Origin of the sequence: Candidatus Cloacimonas acidaminovorans str. Evry (genome assembly GCF_000146065.2) — a bacterium.
Classification (GTDB): domain Bacteria; phylum Cloacimonadota; class Cloacimonadia; order Cloacimonadales; family Cloacimonadaceae; genus Cloacimonas; species Cloacimonas acidaminivorans.
Genome location: NC_020449.1, coordinates 487,300 through 512,185, shown reverse-complemented (window position 1 = coordinate 512,185; position 24,886 = coordinate 487,300). Strand labels below are relative to the sequence as shown.

The following is a 24,886-nucleotide window of genomic DNA, read 5'->3' as shown; positions in this document are numbered from 1 at the left end:
ACCCGGCGAAAAGAGTAAAGGAAACTACCTATTTCTTTTTTTAAGAATAAGTTCCGTAGGAACGACAGGTATGAACGACGGGTTTTAACCCGGCGCTATGAAGATGGACGATTTCTATTTTAACTCACAATTTTTCACTTTGGAAGCCCGTTAAAATGCAGTTGTAAGTGAGATAATTCGTAGATTGTGGTTTTCTGGAAGTCAGGTGAAAATTGTGACTTAAAATTTTCTCCAACCCTCTCAACCTTAAATTAAAAATCCCTTAAATCCTTTTCCTTCCAGAGCTATTATCCTGATATCTATTTTCTCAGGAGAGGTAGAAACTGCAATTCATAATCATTTTTAAGGTGATTACCGCTAAAATCTGTGGTTTCTGAACTGATAATCAGCAGATGGCTTTTGTAATTTTCCAGTTCTTTTGGGGGTTGAAAACGGTGAATGCGTCCCGTTTCAGACAAATGTTTGAGAGGAATTTCCTGATTTCCGCAGAGCAATTTGGCTTTAATATTGGCTTTCGGAATAATTTCATTAAAATGGATTTCCAAAACAGGTAAAAGAGTATTTACCGAAGCACCGTTTCTGGGATTTGTAAAAATGATTTTGGGAGCCAAAGTATCAGCTACGGGTCTAACTTTAAATTTGGTTTCCAGTTTGTTACTGATGTTATCTTTTTTATCTTTCACTCCGGTAAGGGTTAAGGTATATTCCGTGCTATCCATTTTGGCGGTTAATAAATTAATTATATATCCTTCAATCAATTGATAGGCAATGGATAGGGGGGTATTTTTTGTCTGGATGCTAAGTTCATCATAGCTCTTAATATCTTCACTTAAAATAACTTGCAGTTCGCGGTCACTAAGCACATTCACTTGGGATATTTTAGCTCTCGTAGTATCACCGTAAGCCATTGTAATATTTAAAGTTGCCACGGAAGAACCATCGGTAATCCCTTCAAAAAATGGCTCTCTCCCAAAATCGTAACGGCCATTAAAATCTTTATCTATATAAGTACGGAGGATATGTTTCTGAGGATTCAAGTTGTCAATGGCATAAGCACCACCTTGAATAACACTGCTTAAAACCAATAAAGAATCAGCAGACAAAAGAGTTAGCTCCAAAGGCAAACCCTTATCAGTTGGTTCTTCATAAGTAATTGTTCCGGCAATACGATTGGTGGCAAGTTTTCCATTGCGGTAAATAAGGGTTTGATTCTTTTCCAAGGTGTTGCCACGTAAATCCTTAAGACGCTTGGTTAAAGTAATAAAGTAATTGGTATCGGGCTTTAAGAATTCCTTAATATGAATTTTAAGATTGGCTCCATCCAAGGTAATTTTTTTATTCTGCACGGGAGGATAGATGTAAATAGAATTGGCTAATGTATTCCTATCCATTGGCTTAGAAAAAGATATCTCAATATATCCTGAAGAAATATCACCAAATTCTGCCGGAGAACTTTCCAGAACTACTGGCTTATCAATATCTTGAGGACCGCCTGTAGGACTGCGTTTATTGCCACAACCGCTGATTAGAAATAGTATAATCAGCAGAGAGAAGAGGCAGATAAAGGTCTTATTAAATCTCATAAACTTTAGCCCTTTGGGGTAAAACAATTTTATCTGTTTTTGATTAACCTTTCGGTATCTGCGATAAAACATACTTGCCTAAGATATCATACTCCACATTTACCTTTTCGCCAGTTTTTATTGTTCCCAGATTTGTATGCGTTAAAGTATGACCAATTAAGGCAACACTAAAATAATTACTGCGAATTTCCGCTATGGTTAAACTAACTCCATTCAGAGCAATTGCACCTTGAGGAACAATTAGATTGCTTTCCTGACGGGGAAATTCCAAATGCAGATAATCGGTTCCTTCTCTTTTCAGATGTGAAATCAAGCGCAATTCTCTATCTATATGACCCTGAACAAAGTGTCCATCCACACGAGAATTCAGTTTTAATGCTCTTTCCAGATTTAAGATTTTACCCGAAGTCCAGTTTTTAGCTGTGCTTTTTTGGAGTGTCTCGTTCATTATTTCCACTGTAAATGCCTTGTCATCAAACTGAACAACTGTAAGGCAAATTCCATCACAAGCAATACTGCAACCAATTTTCAGGTCATCAAAAATAGCGGGTCGGGAAATTGTTATCAGCTTTTTTCCGCTTATTGGCTGGAGAGTAATTATTTTTTCCGTTGCTTCAATAATTCCGGTAAACATATTACTGAACGGTATATCTGCGTTTCCAGGCATTGGCTAAAGTATTTAAGTTACTGTATTCCAGGTCTCCTCCGAAAGGAATTCCGGTTGAAAGGCGGGTTATGCTGATTCCTTTATCTTTTAGCAATTCCCAAAGATAGTGAATTGTTGCTTCACCTTCCGCAGAGGGTTTTAGAGCTAAAATAACTTCACTCGGATGAAGATTTTCTATTCTCTCCAATAACATAGCCGTGTTTATTTGTTCAGGTCCGTAGCCATCTAAAGGGGAAAGCAAATGCCCTAAAACAAAATACCTGCCTTTAAATTCGTTCATACCTTCTAATATCTGGATGTCGGAACTGTTTTCTACCACGCAAAGATAACTGTCGGAACGGTCTGGAGAAATGCAAAAAGGACAGGGATCGCTTTCTGAAAGCATATTACATTGACTGCAGGTTTTAAAACTCTCAACGGTTGTTTTTATTGTTTCCGCCAGGTTTAAAGCAAAGTTTTTATCCTGCGCAACCAGATACCAGGCAAGTCGTTGAGCGGTTTTGCGTCCAATACCAGGAAAACGGTTAAAGCTCTGAATTAGTTTTTCTAAGTTTTCGGAAAAAAGCATTTAGCCCAAACCGGGAATATTAATTCCGCCTGTAACTTTACTCATTACACTGCTGGATGCTTCATTCACCTTGTTTAGAACTTCCTGAACTGCTGCAGTAATAAGGTCTTCCAGCATTTCAACATCTTCCGGATCAACAACTTGAGGGTCTATTTTTAAGGAAACAACTTCAAACTGTCCATTCATTTCAACAGTTACCATTCCTCCACCTGAAGAAGCGGAAAAAACTGTATTAGCCAGTTCTTCTTGTTGTTTCATTATTTCTGCCTGCATCTTTTGAGCTTGTTTCATCAATTGCTGCATATTTTTTCCACCGGGAAGCATATAAAACTCCTTTTCTTATAGTATTGTGCTTATTCTTGGAATAAGGTGTATCCGTCAAGGAAAAGATTTATTTATACCGAGAACACCGAAAACACGGATAGCACCGAGATTTCTTTTGGGTTTCGGAGCTATCTTCATTTTTCATTCTTCATTGTCCTCTGCACTTCTCGGCTGTAAAAATGTTTTGAATCGCCCCATTCATCGTAGCCAATTGTTTCTCCAAGAGCAGAAATGCGTTGTTCCAATTCCTTTTGATATTGAATAGCAGTTTCATTCAAGCCAGGTTTCCCCTCGTAAAGTTGATAACCCTTTCTGTATTTTGTATCAGTTATATTAGGCATTAAAACATTGGCACCTGCTTTTAACCCCAGTTCTCTACCTTCCGGATGTAGTGCTTGCAAAGCAGTAGTAGAAGCAATATTAATATCTTTTAGAGCTATGCGACACGCAGCAATCATTTTAAGTCCCATTTTTAATGCCTCTGCAGGATTAAAACTATCTACCAAATGCTTTAAAGGTGTATTATGATGAGGGATATAGGGTCCCATTCCTAACATATCTATATCTTCATCATAGAAAAAGAGTATATCATTGGCTAAATCCTCAATTGTTTGTCCTGGTAAACCAATCATAACTCCTGTGCCAACTTGATAACCGCATTCTTTTATTAAATGCAAGCATTTTAAACGTTTTTCAAAACTTTGAGCAGCTGGATGTAATGATTTGTATAACTCTTCATTGGAGGTCTCAATGCGTAAAAGATAACGATGTGCTCCTGCTTCAAACCATTGCTGATAGACCTCTAACTTTTGTTCTCCAAGGGATAAAGTAATTCCTAATTTACCTTCAGAAAGTTCTTTGATCCCTATTATGAGCTTGGTGATGAAATCAATCCAAGGTTTATCGTTTCTTTCCCCTGCCTGAATAACAATTGAACCATAATGCATTTGTTGGCATAATTTTGCCTCTGCAATTGCCTCTTCATAACTGATCTGATAACGCTTAAGTTCTTTATTGCCACTACGGATTCCACAATAATAACAATTCTTGGAACAGATATTACTAAGCTCAATTAAACCACGCAGGTATACGGTAGTGCCCACATACTTTTTTTTAACCTTGTATGCCTGATTATATAATGTTTGAAGGTTCTCTTCCCCTTCGGTGGAAAGCAGTTCTATTAGTTTATTTTTATCCGGACGCATACTATATTCCTCTAATAATATACTAAGGTGATATGCTTGGATTAACAATTAAAAAATAACTCACGCAGATTTATTTACACTAAGAACAATGAGGTTACTAAGGACACCAAAGCCGATTTATTTTTTTCTTTAAGTTACAAACTGGAAAAATTTGTTGCCAGAACTCGCTGTAGCTCAGCATTTTTTTGCAGCTTAGGAACCGCATCCTCCGGCTACACAAATATAAGGTATCCTCTCTATCTCTTGACTTCTCAACCTTTCTTACTTTTTCCTTGACATTTATGCGGGCTTGAATATATTGGTTAGTGAATACTTACTTACATAAGGAAATAAGGATGGAACTAACTGAAAGACAAAAAGATATAATAATGGCTGGAATTGCTATAATTGCTAATCAAGGTTATGAAAAGCTAACTACAAAGAATCTGGCAACTAAAATAGGGGTCACAGAAGCAGCACTTTACAGACATTTTAAAAGTAAAAGGGATTTAGTGACAACGCTTTTAGGTTATTTTGAGGAACTTTCAAATAAGGTTTTACAGGAAATAAGAGAAAAAGATTATTCTCCACTTGAAAGTATCAGGCATTTTGTGGAGGATAGGTATATCCTTTTCAGTGAGCATCCCAACCTGGCAAAAGTGATGTTTTCCGAAGAGCTATTTAAAAATGATCCTACTTTTAAAGGTCAGTATCAGTGTATTATGCATAAACACAAGCAGGTAATGGAAAATTATATCATTCAGGCACAACAGGAAGGCAAAATCCGAAGTGACCTTTCTCCAACTCAATTATTCAGAATTATTGTGGGTTCAATGAGATTTACGGTTACTCAGTGGAATTTGAGCGATGGCGCTTTTGATCTGAAGAAAGAGGGTTCGGAACTGATAGAAACAATAATAAAACTAATAGAAACAAAACAATAAGGAGGAAAAATGAAAAGCAGAACCTGGCAGGATGTGAAACCCAAAGTAAATGCCAATGGTATTTTGGGTTCCAAAATTTACGAAGCACCCGAAGGAGAGATAGTTCATCTTAATTTAGCACCAGGAGCTCATTTAAAGAAACATATCACTCCTGTAAATGTGGCTTTCTATGTATTGGAAGGAACGGCCACTTTGGAAATTGGTGAAGAGAAACAGAGTTTTCCTGAAGACACTCTGATTGAAAGTCCAAAGGATATTCCTCACGGTGTGTTCAATGAAGGAAATTCCAATTTAAGATTACTGGTAATTAAAATGCCAAAACCCTAAAAAAGGAGAAAAATAAAATGAGTATGTTCTGTTATCAATGTCAGGAAACTTCTCGTAACCTGGGATGCACAATGCGTGGCGTTTGCGGAAAAAGTGAAACCCTTGCCAATTTGTTTGATCTGTTGATTTATGGATTGAAGGGTCTCGCTTATGTATCCGTGAAACTGCAGGAAAAGGATAGATATTATCCTGAAGATTCCGTTTTTGTGATGAGCGCTTTATTTAAAACCATTACTAATGTCAATTGGGACGAAGAAAACATCAAAGACACAATTGAAACAACTTTGGCTTTGAGGGATAAGCGGAAAGATGAGCTCTGTAAATTGATGGAAGGTAAATGTGATACCTGTCCCGAAGCAGTTACTTTTCAGCTGAAAAGAGATGAATATGATGAATTTGCCAAAAAAGTTGGTGTGCTGAGAACAGAAAATGAGGACATCCGTTCTTTACGGGAAACCATTATTTACGGCATAAAAGGTATTTGCGCTTACGGTGAACACGCTGCCATTTTAGGTTTTCAGGATGATGATGTAAACAAGTTCATTATGGAAGGTCTGTCCGCTACTTTAGATGATAATTTAACAGTTGATCAGCTGGTAAATTTGGTTTTGCGGACAGGAGAAAATGCCGTTAAAATTATGGCAAAACTGGATGAGGCAAATACCAAGACCTACGGCAATCCGGAACCTACAAAAGTGAAACTGGGAGTAGGTAAAAACCCCGGAATTTTAATTAGCGGTCACGATTTGAAGGATTTGGAAGAACTTCTGAAACAAACCGAAGGCAAGGGTGTTGATATATACACTCACGGAGAAATGCTGCCTGCTCATTATTATCCCGCTTTTAAGAAATACAAACACTTTATCGGTAATTATGGTGATTCCTGGTGGCATCAACTGGAGGACTTTGAAAACTTTAACGGAGCTATTTTAATGACTACGAATTGCCTTGTTCCCTTGCGCAAGGAAAATACCTATCTGGAGCGTTTATTTACTACAGGAACAGTAAATTATCCTGGAGCAGTGCATATTCCGGACAGGGAAAAAGGCAGAGAAAAGGATTTTAGCCCTGTAATTGCAAGAGCTCTAAAATGCCAACCTCCAAAAGAACTTGAAACTGGTGAAATTACCGGCGGTTTTGCTCATTCCACTGTTTTAAGCTTGGCGGATAAAATCATTGAAGCAGTTAAAAGTGGAGCTATAAAACGCTTTGTTGTGATGGCTGGTTGTGATGGAAGAATGCCAAGCAGGAAATATTTTACTGAAGTAGCGGAAAAATTGCCTAAAGATACGGTTATTCTTACTGCGGGATGTGCCAAATATCGTTATATAAAACTTCCTTTAGGTGATATTAATGGAATCCCAAGGATTTTGGATGCCGGACAATGCAATGATTCCTATTCGCTGGCAGTTATTGCTTTGAAACTGAAAGAGGCATTTGGTTTGGATGATGTAAATAAACTTCCTCTTTCTTTTGATCTTGCCTGGTATGAACAAAAAGCCGTTGCTGTTCTTCTGGCTTTACTTTCTTTGGGATTTAAGAATATTATTTTAGGTCCAACTTTGCCCGGATTTCTTTCTCCCAATGTGGCAAAAGTTATTTCTGATACCTTTGGTTTGCAACAAATTACCGATGCGGACAGCGATATAGCAAAAATGTTGGCATAGAAATCTCCAACCCTAATCCTAAAAAAGAGCTCTCTTGAAAAGAAGTAGAGAGCTCTTTCTGTTTTTATTGATTTCTGCTTGCGCAGGAATGAAAAATGGCTTAACATTCAAATTGATATAATATATGCCAAATACCCAAAAATACCTTTTTAATCTGAACAACACTATGAACATACTACCACAAAAGTCCGAAGGACGATACAATGATAGCGATGGGCTTTTATTCATTGGCAATCTATAAAAAAGTTACAAACATGACATTTCTCTTTATATGTCCTATCACAATGTAAAGCATATTTTATTTCGGAATGTTTTTTGCATTATTCTATAGGAAAGATGAAAAAAGGTAGTGGAGGAATTGAATGCCTAAAAGTTATATAATAACATTAGCAATCATCGTGCTGATATTGCTAAGTTCATGCGCAAAACGCAATACTGAATATCAGGAAGAGGATTGGCTTACTTTGAGAAATGTTTTACCGATTGTAGGCAATCCTTTGGATATTAAGATTGATGATAATTATATATATGTGGCACATGACCAGGGTGGAATGTCCCGAATCAGTAGAGCGGATTATCATATACAGTGGATTACTGAATTTTGGGCAGAAGATGGTAGCCAGAAAGTTTTAGGCAGAATTAAAAAGGTAGCGGTAGTACCGGAACATAATTTTATGTTTTTAGTGGATACCGAGGCAACTGATGCTATTAGAGTAATTAATACCAGCGATCCCGATTCCCTTATTTACATTCTTGATTTTATAGGTGGAACAAGCAATGTAAAGGATTTGGATGGTTTTGCCATAACTCCTGTTCCTTTTCCCCAGGGAACTTATAAAATGGTTTGTGCCTATTGTGCAGCAGGAAGTTTCAAATATGATTATTATGATGGCACAATTTTCAACAGTAATGTGTTTACCATTTCTCCTGGAGCAGCTGCTGGTTTTAAATTGACCGATAATTACATTTTCATAGCCGCAGAACAGCTTGGTTTATATATTTATAATCGTAATGACCGTCATCTGATTGGCAATATTCATTTAAGCGGAGAAGCTCAAAAAGTGGAAGTTAATAACAATATTGCTTATGTAGCAGGACGCCAAAGCGGTTTACATATTGTTGATGTAAGCAATCCTGCTTCACCAGTGTTGCTGTCAACATTTGATACAAGTGGTTATGCTACTTCCTTAGCTGTTTCGGGAAATAAACTTGCTCTTTCTTCCGGAGGAGGAGGTATTTATCTTTTTGATGTTAGTATTCCTTCAAAACCGCAATTGTTACAGCATTTAACTTCCTGCGGTTACACCAATACTGTGAAATTTATGGATAATAAATTAGTAGTAGGAGCTCGCGATCAGGGCATTCTTATCTACGAGATAAAGTAATTTATGAGACAATTTTACAATAGGAAAGAACCTGAAGTTAGAGTAATTTAACTTCAGGTTCTTTTTAATTTATACCAAATAAAGGTTTACGGAAGATGAAAACAACTAAAATCGCCATTCTAATCCTGATGTGTTTGTTCAGTGCTTTATTTGCAGAAACAATTATTCCGATAGAAAAACCCCTTTCCGTGGTTTCTCAGAATGCAGGAAAGATAAAACTGCAATTACAGGTTCCCGAACTGCATATTGAAGATATTGATAACAGCAACTTTAAAATTCTGAGTATGCAAGGTGCAGAAACAACAGCGGAAACAGGGTTTCCTGAATTGCCCGTTTTTTCTGCTTGGATTGCTATTCCTCCAAAAGGAGATATAGAAATAAAAGTGACCGGAGGAGAGATTATTACCCAAAAGGGGTTTATTCCTAAACCGGTTTTTGCCACAAAAGAACAGGAAATTGCAAGCGAATATAACAAAATAGCTTATCGTAGTGCTTCCTTATATCCTGCAAATAGTTACAGCTATAGTCAACCCCAAATTATCCGTGATTTCAGGGTTGTGCAGATTACTCTTAATCCGGTTCATTATGTAGCAGAAACGCAAGAACTGAAAATCCAAAAACAGATGGAAGTTGAAATAGAGATTAAGGACAGACCGGGAATCAATGAAATGGATGAATACAACGGCTATTCTTATGCCTTCACCAATCTTTATGAATCTATGATTGCCAATTTTGATTATTACCGGAATGCCAATTTAGCGCCTGAACCTGCCAGAATTCTTCTGATTTATGGCAACAATACCGATCCTATTTTTACTGCCAAACTGAATGAATTTGTTGCCTGGAAAAGGCAAAAGGGTTATGATGTAAATTTTGTAAGCACAGCTGAAACCGGAGGAGCTTCTACTCAGGCAATTAAGAACTATATCCAAACGCAATATGATAATCCTTCTACGCGTCCCGATTTTATTATCCTTTTAGGTGATACTAACGGAAGTTATACCATTCCTACATATACTGAACAAATGTCCACTTATGGAGGTGAAGGGGATTATCCTTATACTTTTTTAGCGGGTAACGATTATTTGGGAGACGCTTTTATCGGTAGAATTTCAGCAGAAAATATCAGTCAATTGGATGTGCTTTTTACTAAAATTTATGCTGTGGAAAAGAATATCAATGTATCCGGAAATGCAGGTGCCTGGGTAAATAAAATGTTGCTGATTGGAGACCCTGGTAACAGTGGAATTTCTACCATCTATGTAAATAAATTCATCAAGGAATTGGCAAAAAGAACAAATCCCGATTATACTTTTCTGGAGAATTATTCCAGCGGATTTCCTGCCTATATTAACAATGGTTTTAATCAGGGAGTTGCCTTTTTCAATTATCGCGGTTGGTTAGGACTGAGTGGTTGGAGTCCATCCGCCAGTTTGATCAATGGAAATAAGCTGCCTCATTCTACAATTCTTACCTGTAGCACCGGTAATTTTGAAAATAGTAATGCTACCACTGAGGATTTAATTCGTTTAGGAACTTCTGCAGCTCCTGCTGGAGCAATTACAGCAATTGGAATGGCTACCAGTGGAACTCATACTACTTTTAACAATTGTTTGAATGCCGGAATTTATGACGGGATTTTTACTTATGGAATGCGCAGTATGGGAGAAGCATTGTTAAATGCCAAATTATATATTAAGCAGGTTTATGGTTCTACTTTTGATCAACAGGCGAATTATTTTGCCCACTGGTGTAATTTAATGGGAGACCCTACGGTAGAGGTTTTTACTCAAATTCCTGATATTTTTAACCTCACTTGTGCAGATATTTTACCTTTAGGCAGTAATCTTTTGGATGTGGAAGTTACAAATTCCTCTGGGACGGGAGTAAAAGATGCCTGTGTAACACTTTATAGTCCTGCCCAGAATATTATAGTTGGCAGAGATTATACCGACAGTGAAGGTAAGGCAACTATCAATATTTCAGGCGGGGTGCTAAATGAGCTGACGGTTACCGTTTCCAAACATAATTATAAACCCTTCCAAAAAGTTGTAACAATTGACCCTACAGGTTCTCTTGTTTATTTAAACAAAATAGTTATTGATAACGGCACTAATGGCAGTTACGGTAATGGCGATAGTTTTGCTACTGCAGGAGAAACCATAGCTCTAAGCTTGGAAATTAAAAATACAACTTCAGCAACAGTTCCAGCAACAACAGCCATTCTTTCTGCCGATGATCCTTATATTACTATTTTAAATTCTGAAAGCAGTTTTGACGCTATTGGCAGTAATGCCACGCTTTGGTCTAATTCTGTATTTACTTTCAGCATAGTAAACAATTTACCTGCTCAGCATAATGTGCGTTTTACATTGCAATTAACAACTGCTGATCAAAATGTATATTCCTTTGTATTTCATACTGTTATCTATAATGCTTTGTTGCTTGTTCACAACTCTTCAATATCTGCAGGAGGAAATAATATTCTTGATCCGGGTGAAAATGGTTTTCTTTCCTTAACCATTAAAAATAATTCCATTGCTCCTGTCTTTGATGTTTATGCCGAATTATCTTCTTTGAACGATCTGATAACGGTTACGGATTCTACTTCTTATGTGGGTTCCATCTTGGGAAACAGTTTGGGAATTACTGTAGAAGGTTTTGAGGTCTTTGCCCGACCTTTATTGATTCCTGGAATGCAAATGCCGTTGCGTTTACACCTATATAACGAATGGGGCTTTGATCAATATACCGAGTTTAACATTCAAATAGGCAGTGTTAATTCTCACACACCTTTAGGACCCGATGCTTTCGGCTATTTTATTTATGATATAACCGATACCACTTATCCTGATTGTCCCGTTTATGAATGGATAGAAATCAATCCTTCCTTGGGAGGAGCGGGAACAAAAATAACCGCTTTTTCCGATCCCGGTTCTTCAACTGACGAAGGAGATCAAACCGGGGCAGTCACTTTACAGCAAATAGCTTTGCCTTTCACTTTTCCTTTTTATGGCATTGACTACAATCAAATTACAGTTTGCGTGAATGGTTTTATAGTAATGGGGTTTACTGAAAATGGCGAATTTCGGAACTATCATCTTCCTGGCGGTTATGGTCCTTCTCCAATGTTGGCTCCTTTTTGGGATGATCTGTGTTTAATTAGTGATGCTGGAATATATAAATATTACGATAGCCAAAATCATTACTTTATAATTGAATATTACAAAATGCGTAATGGATACAATCGTTCTTCTCTGGAGACCTTTGAAGTTATTTTTTATGATCCCGTTTTCTATCCTACTTCAATGGGGCAGGGAATGGTTAAATTTCAATATCAGGATTTCAATAATGTGGATATCGGGCAGGGAGGATACAGTCCTTCGCATGGCAATTTCTGCACTATCGGAATTAAAGATCATACGAATACTATAGGGCTGGAATATACTTTTAACAATCAATATCCCAGTGCAGCAGCTCCCATAACAAATTTTTCAGCTCTGTTGATTACTACGGCTCCTGTTTTATACGAATCACCTTTTCTGGTACTGAATGAAGTAATTATAAATGATTCCAACTTTAATCGGATAGCCGAACCGGGAGAAACAATTGAACTGGGTATTGAACTAATGAATATAGGATTAGGCACAGCTACACAAGTTCAATTAAGTGCTTTTTGTGCAAGCGAATATGCTGTTCTGCTCAATGCTATCAGCAATTACAGTAATATTTTAGGAGATGCAACAGCGATAAATAATACCCCAATTACTCTTCAAATTGATGCCAATTGTCCCGATGCAGCTGAAATCCCCATCAATTTGCATCTCAGCATTTCAGATAACAGCTGGGATTTTCCTATTTATATTACTGTTCATAAACCTGATATACAATATAGTGGAATGTATATGAATGATTGCATTACAGGAAATGGAAACGGACTTATTGATCCGGGTGAAACACTTGATTTGATTATCAACTTTGCCAATACCACTCCTGTTTCCGCTACTAATATTAGTGGCACAATCACTTGCCTTTCGGAATATGTTACTGTTCATAACAATTCCTGCATTATTTCTTCCTTACCTGCAGGCGGAATAAGTCAGGCAATATATAATATAACTATTTCTCCGAATGTGCTAGTTGGGAATAATCTTACTTTCTATCTTACATATTTGGCTGATTTTACAAGTGTTCATAGTGAGCAATTGGTTTTAAGTGTAGGCACTACAGGTATGAATGCCGATTTTGAAAATAATAACGGAAATTTTGTTCCCAATCCTTCATCCAACGGTTGGGAATGGGGTCAATCAACTGTTGTCGGAGCTCATTCCGGAACTAAGGTCTGGGGAACACGATTGAATAGTCCTTATCCTAATAATGCTAATTACCAGCTTACTACACCGAGTGTTTATATCGGCAGCAATTTTATGCTGGAATTCTGGCATTATTATAATTCAGAAGCAAATTATGATGGGGGCAATGTTAAAATTTCTACAAACGGGGGAACAACCTGGACTTTGCTTACTCCGGTAGGTGGTTATCCAAACGCAAATTTGAGTGTGTTAAACGGGCCAGGTTATAGTGGAAACAGTGGTGGCTGGGTTTTTGCCCGTTTCAATCTTTCAATTTATGCCAATCAGAGTGTTCAATTCCGTTTTACTTTTGCGAGTGATAGTGGTATTACAGGAGATGGATGGTTTATAGATGATGTTCGCACTACAGGTTTTGTTGAATTTGCGGGAAAGGTTTTCGGAACGGTAACCAGCAGTAATTCTGCTATTGATTTCAGCATAGTTAATGTGCAAAATTCCGCTTCCTGGATTAGCCATCCTGATAATGAAGGAAACTACGCAATTTATCTCCCTATTGGCTCGCATTCAATTTGGGCTTCTGCAGATGGCTATAAAAATTCTACTTCTACTGTGATCACAATTTCTCTGGCTAACCCTTTAGTTCAGCAGGACTTTTATCTGGGTTATTTTGCTCCCGTTTCGGGAATTAGCTATATGGTAGCCGATAGCGTTTTAACCCTTACCTGGAATCCTCCTTCTGAACCGGAATTTCCTTTAATACACTATGAAATTTATCGTAGAATTAATGCCGGAGCTTTTGCATTGACAGGAATTACCGATATGTCTGTTTATACGGAAACATTAAGAGAATTAGGCACGGATTATTATTTTTATGTGGTTTGCGTTTATTCGGAGGGCAGCAGTATGCCTTCAGAGATTTTGCACTACAATTATCTTACAGATATTGAAGATAATGTGAATCCTGCTCTTATAACTCAATTGTTAAATAATTATCCTAATCCTTTCAATCCGGAAACAACTATCAGATTTACTTTGCAGGAAACGGCTCCGGCTAAACTTTATGTATATAACATTAAAGGACAACTGGTGAAAAAGCTGATAGACGAAGTTTTACCTTCGGGAATGCATCAAATTGTCTGGAACGGAAAAGATAACAACAACCGCAATGTGGCTTCCGGAATGTATTTCTACCGGCTGGAAAGTAAAAATTATTCCTGCATAAAAAAAATGCTCCTCTTGAAATGAAGAGTGAATTTAATAGGGATACCAGGGAAAACTTGGAAAATTTATGATTTAGAAAGTTTTGACTCACAATTTTCACCTGCGGGAAAGTTTTGACTCACAATTTTCACCTGCGAGAAAGTTTTGACTTACAATTTTCACCTGCTTTCCCAATTATAAACAGTCCTCTTGCTTTTTCACTTCCAACCGCGCTATAGATGGTTTCCCAAATAAAAAATTGTGAGTTAAAACAGAAAGCAGGAATTCTCCTAACTCCTACTAAATAAATATAATTCCATTTTCTTCCTTAATAGCATTGCTTACCCATTGCTTACCCATTACTAATGGCATTAGCAATGAGTCCGTAATGCTAAAGCAATGCTATTAAGAAAGCAAGATTTTTTTCCTTGACAGCAACTACAAATCTTGAAATAAAGAAAGATATGGCAATAATAGTGAAAAAATTCGGCGGAACTTCAGTTGGTAACATTGATTTAATCCGTAACATAGCTCATAGATTAACCAGTGAATACCACAAAGGAGAAGGTCTTGTTTTAGTTGTTTCGGCGATGGCTAAAACAACGGATGAACTATTTTCTTTAGCTTACGGGATTTCCAAGCATCCATCGCGTCGGGAATTGGATATGTTATTGACGGCTGGTGAACGGATCAGTATGAGTTTATTGTCGTTAGCTTTAATGGAAGAAGGAATTCCCTCTATTTCATTTACCGGTTCTCAAAGCGGAATAATAACCGATGAAAAGCATGGTAATGCCCGGATTTTGAAAGTAAATGCCTTTCGCATACAAGAAGAACTGGAAAAGGGAAAAGTAGTTATTGTAGCGGGTTTTCAAGGTGTTAGCACCAGTAAAGAAATAACTACTTTGGGACGTGGCGGTTCTGATACTTCTGCAGTTGCTTTAGCTTGTTATTTAAAGGCAAATAAATGCGAAATTTATACAGATGTGGACGGAGTTTTTACTGCTGATCCCAAGCTTGTGGAAAAGCCGAAATTATTGAGACAAATCAGCCCGGAGCTGATGTTAACTCTTTGTTATAATGGCTCTAAGGTCTTACATCCCCGAGCTGTGGAATACGCTCTTAAATACGGTGTGGAAGTGGAAGTAAAATCATCTTTCACTTTTGCACCCGGTTCGCTGATAACCAATAAAATGACAGAAAACAATGAGGAAAATAATATGGAAGAACGCAAGGTGACTGCTATTGCTCATAAAAATGCATTACTGAGATATACTTTCCCGCTTAATGTAAAAGTGCTGAAAACTCTTAGCGACTGGTATTATGAAATTTATAAAAGCTTTGTCAATGAAGGTCTTCTGGAACTTTTTGTAGAAAGCAAATATGAAACGGAAGTGGACTATTTTCTGCAGGAAAGAAATACAAAGCCAATCAGCAAAAAAGGCGATTTGGCTTTTGTAAATCTTATCGGATTGGGTTTAGGTCACGACCCTGCTTTTTTGGCAACTGTAATGGAAAACTGCCAAAATTTTAACATCCTGCGGAGCTTTAATAACGAACAAAGCATAGAACTTCTACTGCCAGACCAAAATTGTGCCGCAGCGGTAAAAACCCTGCATAAAATTTATATTGAGGAACAGGTATGAAATATTTAGTTACCAGCGCCCTTCCTTACGCTAATGGAAAATTGCATATCGGACATTTAGCCGGGGCTTATTTACCGGCAGATATTTTTGTTCGCTATTTGCGTTTGAAGGGTGAAGATGTTATTTACATTTGTGGAACGGATGAACATGGCACTCCAATATCCATAACAGCTGATAAAGAAGGAATTACACCTCAGGAAGTAGTAAATTATTATCATAATAGTATTAAAAAAGCATTTGAGGGTATCGGTATTGAATTTGATAATTTCAGCGGAACTTCCCGTCCCCCTCATTATAAACTTGCTGCTGACTTCTTTCTGCAATTATATAATAAGGGTTATATCAAACCCAAAAACACGCTCCAGTTTTACTGCGAAAAAGATAAACGCTATCTCCCTGATAGATATGTGGAAGGAATTTGTCCCCTTTGCGGTTTTGAAGATGCAAGAGGTGATCAGTGTGATAAATGCGGTCAAATTTACGAAACGACAACCTTGATTGAGCCGAAATGTAAAATATGCGGTTCAACTCCCGTAATTAAAGAGACCAAACACTGGTTTTTGCAACTGGAAGGATTTCGCGAAAAACTTAAACGCTGGCTTGCCACAAAGGACTATTGGAAAGAAAATGTGCGGAATTTTATTCTGGGTTTGCTTGACCAGGGTTTAGTTGAACGCTCCGTTACCAGGGATTTATCCTGGGGAGTTCCTGTTCCCCTTCCCGAAGCAAAAGGCAAAGTTCTTTATGTTTGGTTTGACGCTCCCATAGGATATATTTCAGCTACTGTGGAATGGGCAGAAAAAATAGGTCAACCGGAAAAATGGAAGGAATATTGGTTAAATCCTGAAACCCGTTTAATTCATTTTATCGGAAAGGATAATATTATCTTTCATTCGCTTATTTGGCCCTCAATGCTGATGGGACAGGATACTATCTATTGCCTGCCTTATGATATTCCGGCAAATGAATTTATGAATTTGGAAGGAAAAAAAATATCTACCAGTAAGAATTGGGCAATTTGGGTAGACGAATTCATTCAGGATTTTGACAGTGAGTATCTGCGTTATTATTTGGCAGTTAACGCTCCCGAAAGACAAGATTCCGATTTCAGTTTTAAGGATTTTCAAAATAAGATAAATATTGAGCTGAATAATACCTTGGGCAACCTTGCCAACCGGGTTTTTGCCTTTGCTAACAAGAATTTTGAGGGTAAAATAACTGCCTGCGCCTTAAGTGAAACGGCTAATAAGGCAATAGCTGAAGCAGATAAGCTCTTAAAAGAAATTGAGGAAAATTATCTGAACTATCAAGTGAAGAAAAATACGCGTCTGATAATGGATATAGCTCGGTTGGGAAACCGCTATTTTGACGAAAACAAGCCCTGGGCACAGCTGAAAGAAAATAGAGATGCAACTAACGAAACACTTTATGTTTGCTCTAATTTACTGGCAAAAATATCCGTTGCCTTTAGTCCAATTATGCCAAGGTCTATGCGGTATTTAAGGCAGATGATGAATTTGGATGATAATTGCAAGTTCAGCGAAGCATATAATTTATTGGGAGATATCGTTTTAAACGAAATTAAACCCCTTTTCCGGAAAATAGAGGATAAAGAAATTGAAGCACAGATTGCCAAACTGCATTCACAAGCAATAATAAATGAAGGTGACAAATCGGATTTTAACACTCCGGAAATAGCTCCGCTGAAAGAGTTAATCAGTTATGATGACTTTGCCAAATTGGATTTGCGCTTAGCCAAAGTATTAACCGCAGAAAGAGTTCCTCAAACGGATAAACTGTTAAAATTAAAGGTAGATATCGGCATTGAACAACGCGAATTGATTGCCGGAATTGCAGTTGATTACGAACCAAATAATTTAATTGGTAAAACCGTTTTAATGCTGGTAAATCTTGAACCGCGAAAAATTAGAGGAATAACTTCGCAGGGAATGATTCTGGCTGCCGATTCCAACGGAAAATTACTGCTTTTAATTCCTGACGGAGAAGGAATTCCTGGTGCAGTTGTGCAATAATTTATATCGTATTCATCTTGAAAATGTGTTTATTTTACTCAATTTTATCTGGATGCTTGCTTCCGCAGGAATGACAACCTCTTTTTGATAGCATAAAGAGAAATGAAGCGTAACTACCTGATAATTTTGCTGCTACTTTGTCTTAACTTGCTTGCTGGAGCCCAATTTATAAAAGGTGAACTCAACCTGGAAATCAATTTAACTGCTTCTCCTCAACTAACTATTACTCCCAAAGGGAAAAATGCCAATATAACTATAGCAGAAACGGATGGACTAATATCGCGCAATTTTGATTCCGCTATCACAATTAACATTATGAATCCGGAAACCCTTGTCCATTATGCTATTCTGGACTTTACAGAGATTGTTTATGCAGCCCAGGATGATGAACAAGCGGTAGTTAGGGATTTTTTTGCCTGGGAAAATTCCCGCCTGAAAATTAAAAAGGAGCTTCAACACTTTCTGCCGGAAAGTTTTACTACGGAAGAAGAGGCAAAACAATATGCCTCTAAACAGGGTATTCCTATAGATAAAATCAAAGAAGTGCAATTGCTTAATTCCACTGTTCAGATTCAAGATGCTACGGGAAATCTTTGCTATATGGAAACACCCCTGAAAATTCATTCCGAGGAAGAAATCTATTTTAACCGAGATAGCTATGATTATAGCGGCGATTTTATTCTCAAGACCGTAAAAAAACAGATTATCTTGAATCAATTATTGCCTTTAGAGACCTATCTTGCCGGAGTAGTGCAAAATGAAATTGGTGACAATGCTCCCCCAGAAGCACTTAAAGCACAAATAGTTGCAGCAAGAACTCATGCCCTAACTTTGCTATTGAATAACAAACATAAAACCGATGGTTACGATTTATGCAATTCTACTCACTGCCAGGTTTATAAAGGAAAATATTTGCTGAATGAACAAATCCTGCAAGCTGTTTATGAATGTGCTTCAGAGGTTTTGTTTTATAACGGAAATCTTGCTGAAACAACCTATCATAGTTGCTGTGGAGGAAAAACGGAAGCAGCTGATATTATCTGGAAAGGTAAACCGATTGATTATTTAAAAGGTGTCACCTGTCTCAATGCAGTTAATTCCTTTGATTTAAGCAAAGAAAAAGATGCTCGCGAGTGGATAGATAAACCTTTGGCAGAAGAAGAAATGAGTTCCTGGGAACGCGGTGCGCTTTCCTGGCATAAATCCATTTCACTTAATCAATTGGCAAAAAATGCAGGTTTAAGTTCCATCAGCAGAATTGAAATTCTTCAGCGCGGCTCTTCCGGACGCATCACTAAAGTAAAACTGATCGGAAATGAGACAATTAGCTTAAATAGCGAATATCAAATCCGTCAGGTTTTCGGAAACCTGCTTTCGTCGTTCTTTTATATTGAAGGTCCTTACCAAATTGCTAATGGTACTGTAATAATTATCCCCAAGCCAAATATAAAAATTAAAGGCAGAGGTGCAGGTCATGGAGTTGGAATGTGTCAGGTTGGAGCTTTGCGAATGGCAAGAAAAGGAACAAAATATGAGGAAATTTTACAGCACTATTATCCGGGAACAACAATAAACAAGGATTGGATTGATGACTAAGGATTACATTTTACGCGGTACAGTTCATAACAATAATTTTCGGGTTTTTGCCGTTAATAGTACTAATTGTGTGCAAACCGCTCGCGATTTACATGACCTTTCTCCAATTGCCACTTTGCTTTTAGGAAGAATGATTTCAGCAGCAGCAATGCTTTCCTGGGACTTGAAAGATGAGGAAAGTGAAATTACAATGAGAATAGATTGCGAAGGTGATATTCAAGGTGCAATTGTAATCTGCACGCAAAATGGCTTTCTGCGTGGCTATACAAAAAATCCCCGCCTCTTTTATGCAACCAGAGAAGATAACTTTAAGGTAGGCAAAGCAGTCGGAAAAGGAACTTTAACTATCAGCAAAGATAAAAAAGGAACAAGATCTTATTTTAGCACTATAGAACTTATCAGCGGAGAAATTGCCGAAGACCTGGCTTACTACTATCAACAATCAGAACAAATACCTACAGCGGTAAATTTGGGAATCTTAATTGATAAAGAAGCAAAAGTGCGCTCTGCAGGAGGTTTTATTATTCAACAGCTACCTTATGCGGATAAAAAAATAGCTGATGTGATTAAGGAAAATATAGCACAAACTCCCAATCTCAGCGACTTGATGGATATGGGATTATCAATTCCCGAAATCCTTTCCCGTTTTGTGTTCAAGGGACTTCAGTGGCAAATTAACGCAGAAAAAGAAATCGCCTATCGTTGTAATTGCAGCTATGAACTATTCAGTAAGGCATTATTGCTTTTAGGAAAAGAGGAACTGCAATCACTAAAGGAAGGCATCAAACCCGTTTGCCTCTATTGCAATAAGGAATATAATTTTAGCTCTGAAGATATCCAGAGCTTAATTGAACAACTGCAGGAACAAAAATGAAATATATCAATTTGTTTATCTTTATTCTACTTGCCTTCGGCTGTTATGCCATTACCAATGAAGAAATCAATTTTTTATGCGCTAAGGAACAATTTCAGATTCTTGCGAAATACGACGAAACAATTCAGGCAAAAGTTTTATATGGAGATGAAGAAGACCTGCAAACGGTTTTGAATTATTCCCATAGAGCAAACTTACCAGAATTGGCAAAACAATGCCATAAGCGTTTAGCGCTAAATTATAACTCTTTGGAAGATGCTTTACAGTGGCTGATTCTCTGTGAAACGGAAGAAGTTGATTCCTTAACCTTCTATAATGATTTTAGTGCTATCACAGAAGCAATAACCGATTCTTTGGATAGTGCTGTTTGGCTTTACTACACAAAAAGATGCAGTGAAGAAGAACTATATGCCAAAATTGCCACAACCAAAAAGTATAACACAATCATTGAAGCAATGGCAAAGGATTTGATTGATGAAATCAGTATTGAGCGCAACGACTCTCTCGCCTTTAATCTGTTGAATGAATTTGAAATGAAATATCCCCATTCCCGCTATCGTTCTATTGCTTTATACTATAAACTTTATCATTTTGCCAACCGTAAAAATTGGCAAGAAATGATAAAGGCACTGCCCCAACGCGCTAATTTAGATCCTGTTTCCGCATATATTGCTTCTCTGTTTTTGCTCTCCCCCACTTTCAGAAAGGATTTTGAAGGTAAAGAAAACCTGCTGGAACTGGCAGAACAATATTTAACATTGGCTGTGTCGGATAGCGAACAAACCTTGCTTTATGATATTTATAGCGCTGATGATTGGAAAGCAAGAGTTTTACAACAACAGGCAAAATTGCTGTTTTATAGGATAATTGAGCCCTACGGACTTTTTGGTGACGAATTGGATATCCCGATGCTGGAGAAAAATAAGCTGAAACAACAACAGGAACTGCTTGCAATACTTGCTCAAGTGCAATTCAGTAACAATAATCGTGGCGAACTGGCAGAAAAACATTTCTGGACAGCTAAAGCATTGCTACTGACAGGAAAGAAAACAGATAAACAAAAAGCGGCAGAACATCTTACCCAATGTTTGATTTCAGGTTCACCCCGTAATAGATATGATGTAGAAGCAATGGCACTGATAACAAAACTGCATACCGACCTTAAAATAAAAGAAGAACCGCTAAAATGGATGCGCAAAATGATGAACTATAAGGGAATCTGCTTTAAAGATAAAAGCGAAAATGCGGGTCTTAACGGCAAAGGATATACACGAGTTGCTTTGGCGGACTATAATTCAGACGGTTTTACGGATATTCTTTTCAACGGCAAATACCTTTATAGAAATGAAGAAAAGATGAAGTTTACAGAGCTAACGGACAGTGCTGGTTTGGCTAATTTGAGTAGCAGTGGAGGCATTTTTGCCGATTTTAATAAAGACGAACTTTTAGATTTGGTTTCCTATAGCCATTCTGCTGAAGGAAGAGGTGACCAGTTGCTGAAAAATATGGATAATATAAGGTTTGTGAATGTGAATGAAAGAGCCGGAGATATTGATGATACTTATCCTACAGAAGCTGTTGCCTGGATTGATATTGACCAAAAAGGTTACCCTTCACTCTATTCTGCCAATTATGAAATCTGGCTGAAGCGGAGCGGTTTTCCGGATTATTTCTGGAAAAACGAGGGTGGCTATTTTACGGATAAAAGTGATGCTTATGGCTTTCGCAAACCCTCTTATACTGATAATCCCGGTTTACCCGGAAGAGGAGTTGCCCCTGCTGATTTTGATAACGATGGAAAACAGGAAATATATGTAACCAACTACCGTTTGAGCCATAATTTCTGCTGGCAACAGATAGATACTCTTTTTGTTGATGTAGCCGCTCTTTACGGCATAGCAGGAACATATAAAAATGGATATTATGGTCACAGCATTGGAGCTGACTGGGGTGATTATGATAATGATGGCGATTTGGATTTGTTTGTTGCTAACCTTGCTCATCCCCGTTATATAGATATTTCCGATATCAGTATGCTCCTGAGGAATGATGGCTTAACTTATAGGATTGTGGAAAAAGACACTATTTACTATTGGCAATTTACCGATGTAACCGCGCAGGCAGGAATAAAATACGACGAATTGCATAGCGATCCTCTTTTCTTTGATGCTGATAATGACGGCTTCCTGGATTTGTTTATCACTTCCGTTTATGAGAATGAACGAAGCTATCTCTATCATAATAAAGGCGATGGCACTTTTGAAGATGTAACCTGGCTTGCTGGAGCCAGGGTTTATAACGGTTGGGGAAATGCCTGTGCAGATTTAGATAGAGATGGTTTACAGGACCTTGTTGTAGGCAGTGGCAATGGAGCTAAGATATTGCATAATGGGACAATAACAAAGAATAAAGGTCTTTTTATTAAGCCCTATTGGAAAAACAATATTGTCTTACTGGAAAATAAAGCGGAGAATTTTGCCAAAGTTCCTAATAGTCCTGCTTTTGGCACCAGGGTGGAAATAACTGTAAAACGGCCTTTTCATAAAAAACAAAAATTTATACGGGAACTTTGCAGTGCCAAAGGAACCGGTTCTCAGAATGCTCCGGAACTGCATTTTGGCATTGGCAAAGCTAAAGTAATCAAGATCAGGAAAGTTGAACAATGAAAAACATCCTTTGTAACATCGTTAATCCTATTTCCCCTGAAGAGATACAATTTTTACCGAAACAGGTTATCAGCATTGAAGAAAGTAAAATATCTGCTATTACACCGCTATCGGAATTTCAAGGGAGAATAGATGAAGACAGGTCTAACGAATATGCTTTGCCCGGGTTTATTGACTTACACACGCATTTAAGCCAATATTATATTCGGGGACTTTACGAACCAGCTTTACTACCCTGGCTGAATAAATATGTTTTTCCGGAAGAAGAACGCTCTAAAAATATTGAATATGCCGAAAAGCTGAGCCGAGATTTTTTTTCTGCAATGCTAAAGGCAGGCACAACAACCTGCGTCATTTATACCGCACCTTTTTTTTCTGCCTGTGATATGGCTTTTGAAATTGCACAAGAAACAGGAATTAGAGCTTTAATCGGAATGACGATGATGGATATGAACTGCCCGGAAAATCTTCCACAAAACAGTCATAAGACACTGGAAGAAAGTATTCTGCTCTATGAAAAATGGCACGGGAAAAATGCCAAACTGGATTATATCTTTACCCCGCGTTTTGCTCCAACTTGTTCACTGGAACTGATGAAAGAGGTTGTTAAATATGCAATAGAACATAATGCTTGGATTCAGACCCATCTTTCTGAAAACAAAGAAGAAATAGAGATGGTGAAGGAAATCTTTGGGTATAAGAGTTATACGGAAGTTTATCAAAAAGCAGGTTTGCTAACTCAACACAGTATTTTTGCCCATTGTATTCATCTTAATGATGAAGAAATAAAAATGTTGGCAGAAAATAAATGTAAAATAGCGCATTGCCCGGATTCCAATTTTTTCCTGAAAAGTGGAGAATTCCCTTTGCAAAAGATTGAGGAAGCAGGTATTGAATACGGTCTTGGTAGTGATGTAGGTGCCGGAACCTCTTTGAATATGCTCTATCATACAAAGATGATGAATTATCGTCAAAGCGATTATCCTGTTTTACCTGCCAAGGCACTTTATCATATAACATTAGGTAGTGCCAAACTTCTTGGTGTAGATGAGATAATCGGTTCTTTGGAAATAGGAAAAGAAGCGGATATTGTCTTTCTTAAACCACCTTTAAATTACCCTCTAAAAAATAACGGTATTTCACAACTTGTTTTTTGCGGACAGGAATTTTCTCTTACGGAAACACTTGTAGCTGGAAGAAATAAAGAATGATTTAAGTAAGGACTCATTTGCGCCCTGATAACATTTACTGGGGAGAAAATTTTTATGGAGCATATAACTTATAACGATCTCAATACCTGATGCCATAAGTTCTTCCTGCCACACAAATTTGCAAATTATATAAAATAGTTTCTATATTAAAAAGGCAGTTATCTTCTCAGAACTTGTAGGGATTCCTGCTTCCGCCGTAAGGACAAAAGAATATTTATTCAAATAATGGTATTATATAACTGTAATATAATATGAAAAATATATTGCTACCTTGCTACTTCGCTATCTCAAAATCTTTCTAATTTTTAGCCAAACTATATAAGTCACATATAATTATTCCTATTTTCTGTCCATTATCATTAGAAACAGCTAATAGCTTGTTATATAGACGATTAAGTAACGACTCCGTAACACTGAAGTAACACTGCAGTTGTCTCGTTACTTGGTTGTTACTTGAATGTTACTTTGTCATTAGATAGTCAAGAGAGCGAAAACTTATTTTTCTTAAAAGAGAGAAAAAGTATTTAACTCTAATAATGCAGTTGTGATAAAATGGAATTATATATCGCACTTATGATTTATGAATATAGATTTTGGACAATATTTATTTTGGCAGTGAAAGCCCTTGACTTTCCGGGTTTTTGGGATTATAGGTAGCTAAACTTTATCTGTGAAATCCGGGTAATCCGTGAGAAGTT

Annotated in this window: 16 protein-coding genes; 11 read left to right on the top strand and 5 right to left on the bottom strand. The window is 37.4% G+C overall.

The genetic code is table 11. The annotated features are described in order from the left end of the window. Positions 1–299: 299 nt before the first annotated feature. From CLOAM_RS02160 to hydE, 5 genes are all read right to left on the bottom strand, one after another. Positions 300–1,583 carry an Ig-like domain-containing protein gene (locus tag CLOAM_RS02160; RefSeq protein ID WP_044279181.1) on the bottom strand — a complete coding sequence of 428 codons (1,284 nt, stop codon included), beginning with the start codon at positions 1,581–1,583 and terminating at the stop codon, positions 300–302. Positions 1,584–1,626: 43 nt separating this feature from the next. After that, positions 1,627–2,250, bottom strand: coding sequence for a riboflavin synthase (locus tag CLOAM_RS02155; protein WP_015424214.1), 624 nt, complete (start codon positions 2,248–2,250; stop codon positions 1,627–1,629). Continuing rightward, the gene (recR, locus tag CLOAM_RS02150; protein ID WP_015424213.1) at positions 2,219–2,818 is read right to left on the bottom strand and encodes a recombination mediator RecR; all 600 of its coding nucleotides are present in this window, start codon (positions 2,816–2,818) and stop codon (positions 2,219–2,221) included. Before recR ends, CLOAM_RS02155 begins: the two co-directional genes overlap by 32 nt. Then, positions 2,819–3,142: a YbaB/EbfC family nucleoid-associated protein gene (locus CLOAM_RS02145; protein WP_015424212.1), complete on the bottom strand. Its 324-nt coding sequence runs from the start codon at positions 3,140–3,142 to the stop codon at positions 2,819–2,821. It lies immediately after the preceding gene. A gap of 134 nt (positions 3,143–3,276) precedes the next feature. Next, positions 3,277–4,347 carry a [FeFe] hydrogenase H-cluster radical SAM maturase HydE gene (hydE, locus tag CLOAM_RS02140; protein WP_044278823.1) on the bottom strand — a complete coding sequence of 357 codons (1,071 nt, stop codon included), beginning with the start codon at positions 4,345–4,347 and terminating at the stop codon, positions 3,277–3,279. A gap of 335 nt (positions 4,348–4,682) precedes the next feature. On the opposite strand from hydE, the gene CLOAM_RS02135 reads away from it, so the two are divergent. The 11 genes from CLOAM_RS02135 to CLOAM_RS02085 all read left to right on the top strand — a co-directional run bounded on the left by CLOAM_RS02135 (position 4,683) and on the right by CLOAM_RS02085 (position 24,188). After that, the gene (locus CLOAM_RS02135) at positions 4,683–5,270 is read left to right on the top strand and encodes a TetR/AcrR family transcriptional regulator (protein WP_044278821.1); all 588 of its coding nucleotides are present in this window, start codon (positions 4,683–4,685) and stop codon (positions 5,268–5,270) included. 9 nt (positions 5,271–5,279) lie between these two features. Continuing rightward, on the top strand, positions 5,280–5,597 hold the full coding sequence (locus CLOAM_RS02130; protein ID WP_015424209.1) for a cupin domain-containing protein: 318 nt from the start codon (positions 5,280–5,282) through the stop codon (positions 5,595–5,597). A 23-nt stretch (positions 5,598–5,620) separates the two neighbouring features. Then, the gene (gene hcp / locus CLOAM_RS02125) at positions 5,621–7,264 is read left to right on the top strand and encodes a hydroxylamine reductase (protein ID WP_173307543.1); all 1,644 of its coding nucleotides are present in this window, start codon (positions 5,621–5,623) and stop codon (positions 7,262–7,264) included. 362 nt (positions 7,265–7,626) lie between these two features. Beyond that, the gene (locus tag CLOAM_RS02120; RefSeq protein ID WP_015424207.1) at positions 7,627–8,649 is read left to right on the top strand and encodes an LVIVD repeat-containing protein; all 1,023 of its coding nucleotides are present in this window, start codon (positions 7,627–7,629) and stop codon (positions 8,647–8,649) included. Between the two features lie 95 nt (positions 8,650–8,744). Continuing rightward, positions 8,745–14,207, top strand: coding sequence for a C25 family cysteine peptidase (locus CLOAM_RS02115; RefSeq protein WP_015424206.1), 5,463 nt, complete (start codon positions 8,745–8,747; stop codon positions 14,205–14,207). A gap of 431 nt (positions 14,208–14,638) precedes the next feature. After that, positions 14,639–15,808 carry an aspartate kinase gene (locus CLOAM_RS02110; protein ID WP_232502696.1) on the top strand — a complete coding sequence of 390 codons (1,170 nt, stop codon included), beginning with the start codon at positions 14,639–14,641 and terminating at the stop codon, positions 15,806–15,808. Beyond that, positions 15,805–17,841, top strand: a complete 2,037-nt coding sequence (gene metG, locus CLOAM_RS02105; RefSeq protein ID WP_015424204.1) for a methionine--tRNA ligase — start codon at positions 15,805–15,807, stop codon at positions 17,839–17,841. Before CLOAM_RS02110 ends, metG begins: the two co-directional genes overlap by 4 nt. 102 nt (positions 17,842–17,943) lie before the next feature. After that, a complete protein-coding gene (locus tag CLOAM_RS02100; RefSeq protein ID WP_015424203.1) occupies positions 17,944–19,437 on the top strand; it encodes a SpoIID/LytB domain-containing protein in 1,494 nt (497 codons plus the stop codon). Next, the gene (gene hslO / locus CLOAM_RS02095; protein WP_044278820.1) at positions 19,430–20,311 is read left to right on the top strand and encodes an Hsp33 family molecular chaperone HslO; all 882 of its coding nucleotides are present in this window, start codon (positions 19,430–19,432) and stop codon (positions 20,309–20,311) included. The genes CLOAM_RS02100 and hslO overlap by 8 nt, the downstream gene beginning before the upstream one ends. Then, complete coding sequence (locus tag CLOAM_RS02090; RefSeq protein WP_015424201.1) at positions 20,308–22,977, top strand: CRTAC1 family protein; 2,670 nt, start codon at positions 20,308–20,310, stop codon at positions 22,975–22,977. The genes hslO and CLOAM_RS02090 overlap by 4 nt, the downstream gene beginning before the upstream one ends. After that, positions 22,974–24,188 (top strand): guanine deaminase, encoded by a 1,215-nt coding sequence (locus CLOAM_RS02085; protein ID WP_015424200.1) that lies wholly within the window; start codon positions 22,974–22,976, stop codon positions 24,186–24,188. The genes CLOAM_RS02090 and CLOAM_RS02085 overlap by 4 nt, the downstream gene beginning before the upstream one ends. Positions 24,189–24,886: the final 698 nt, after the last annotated feature.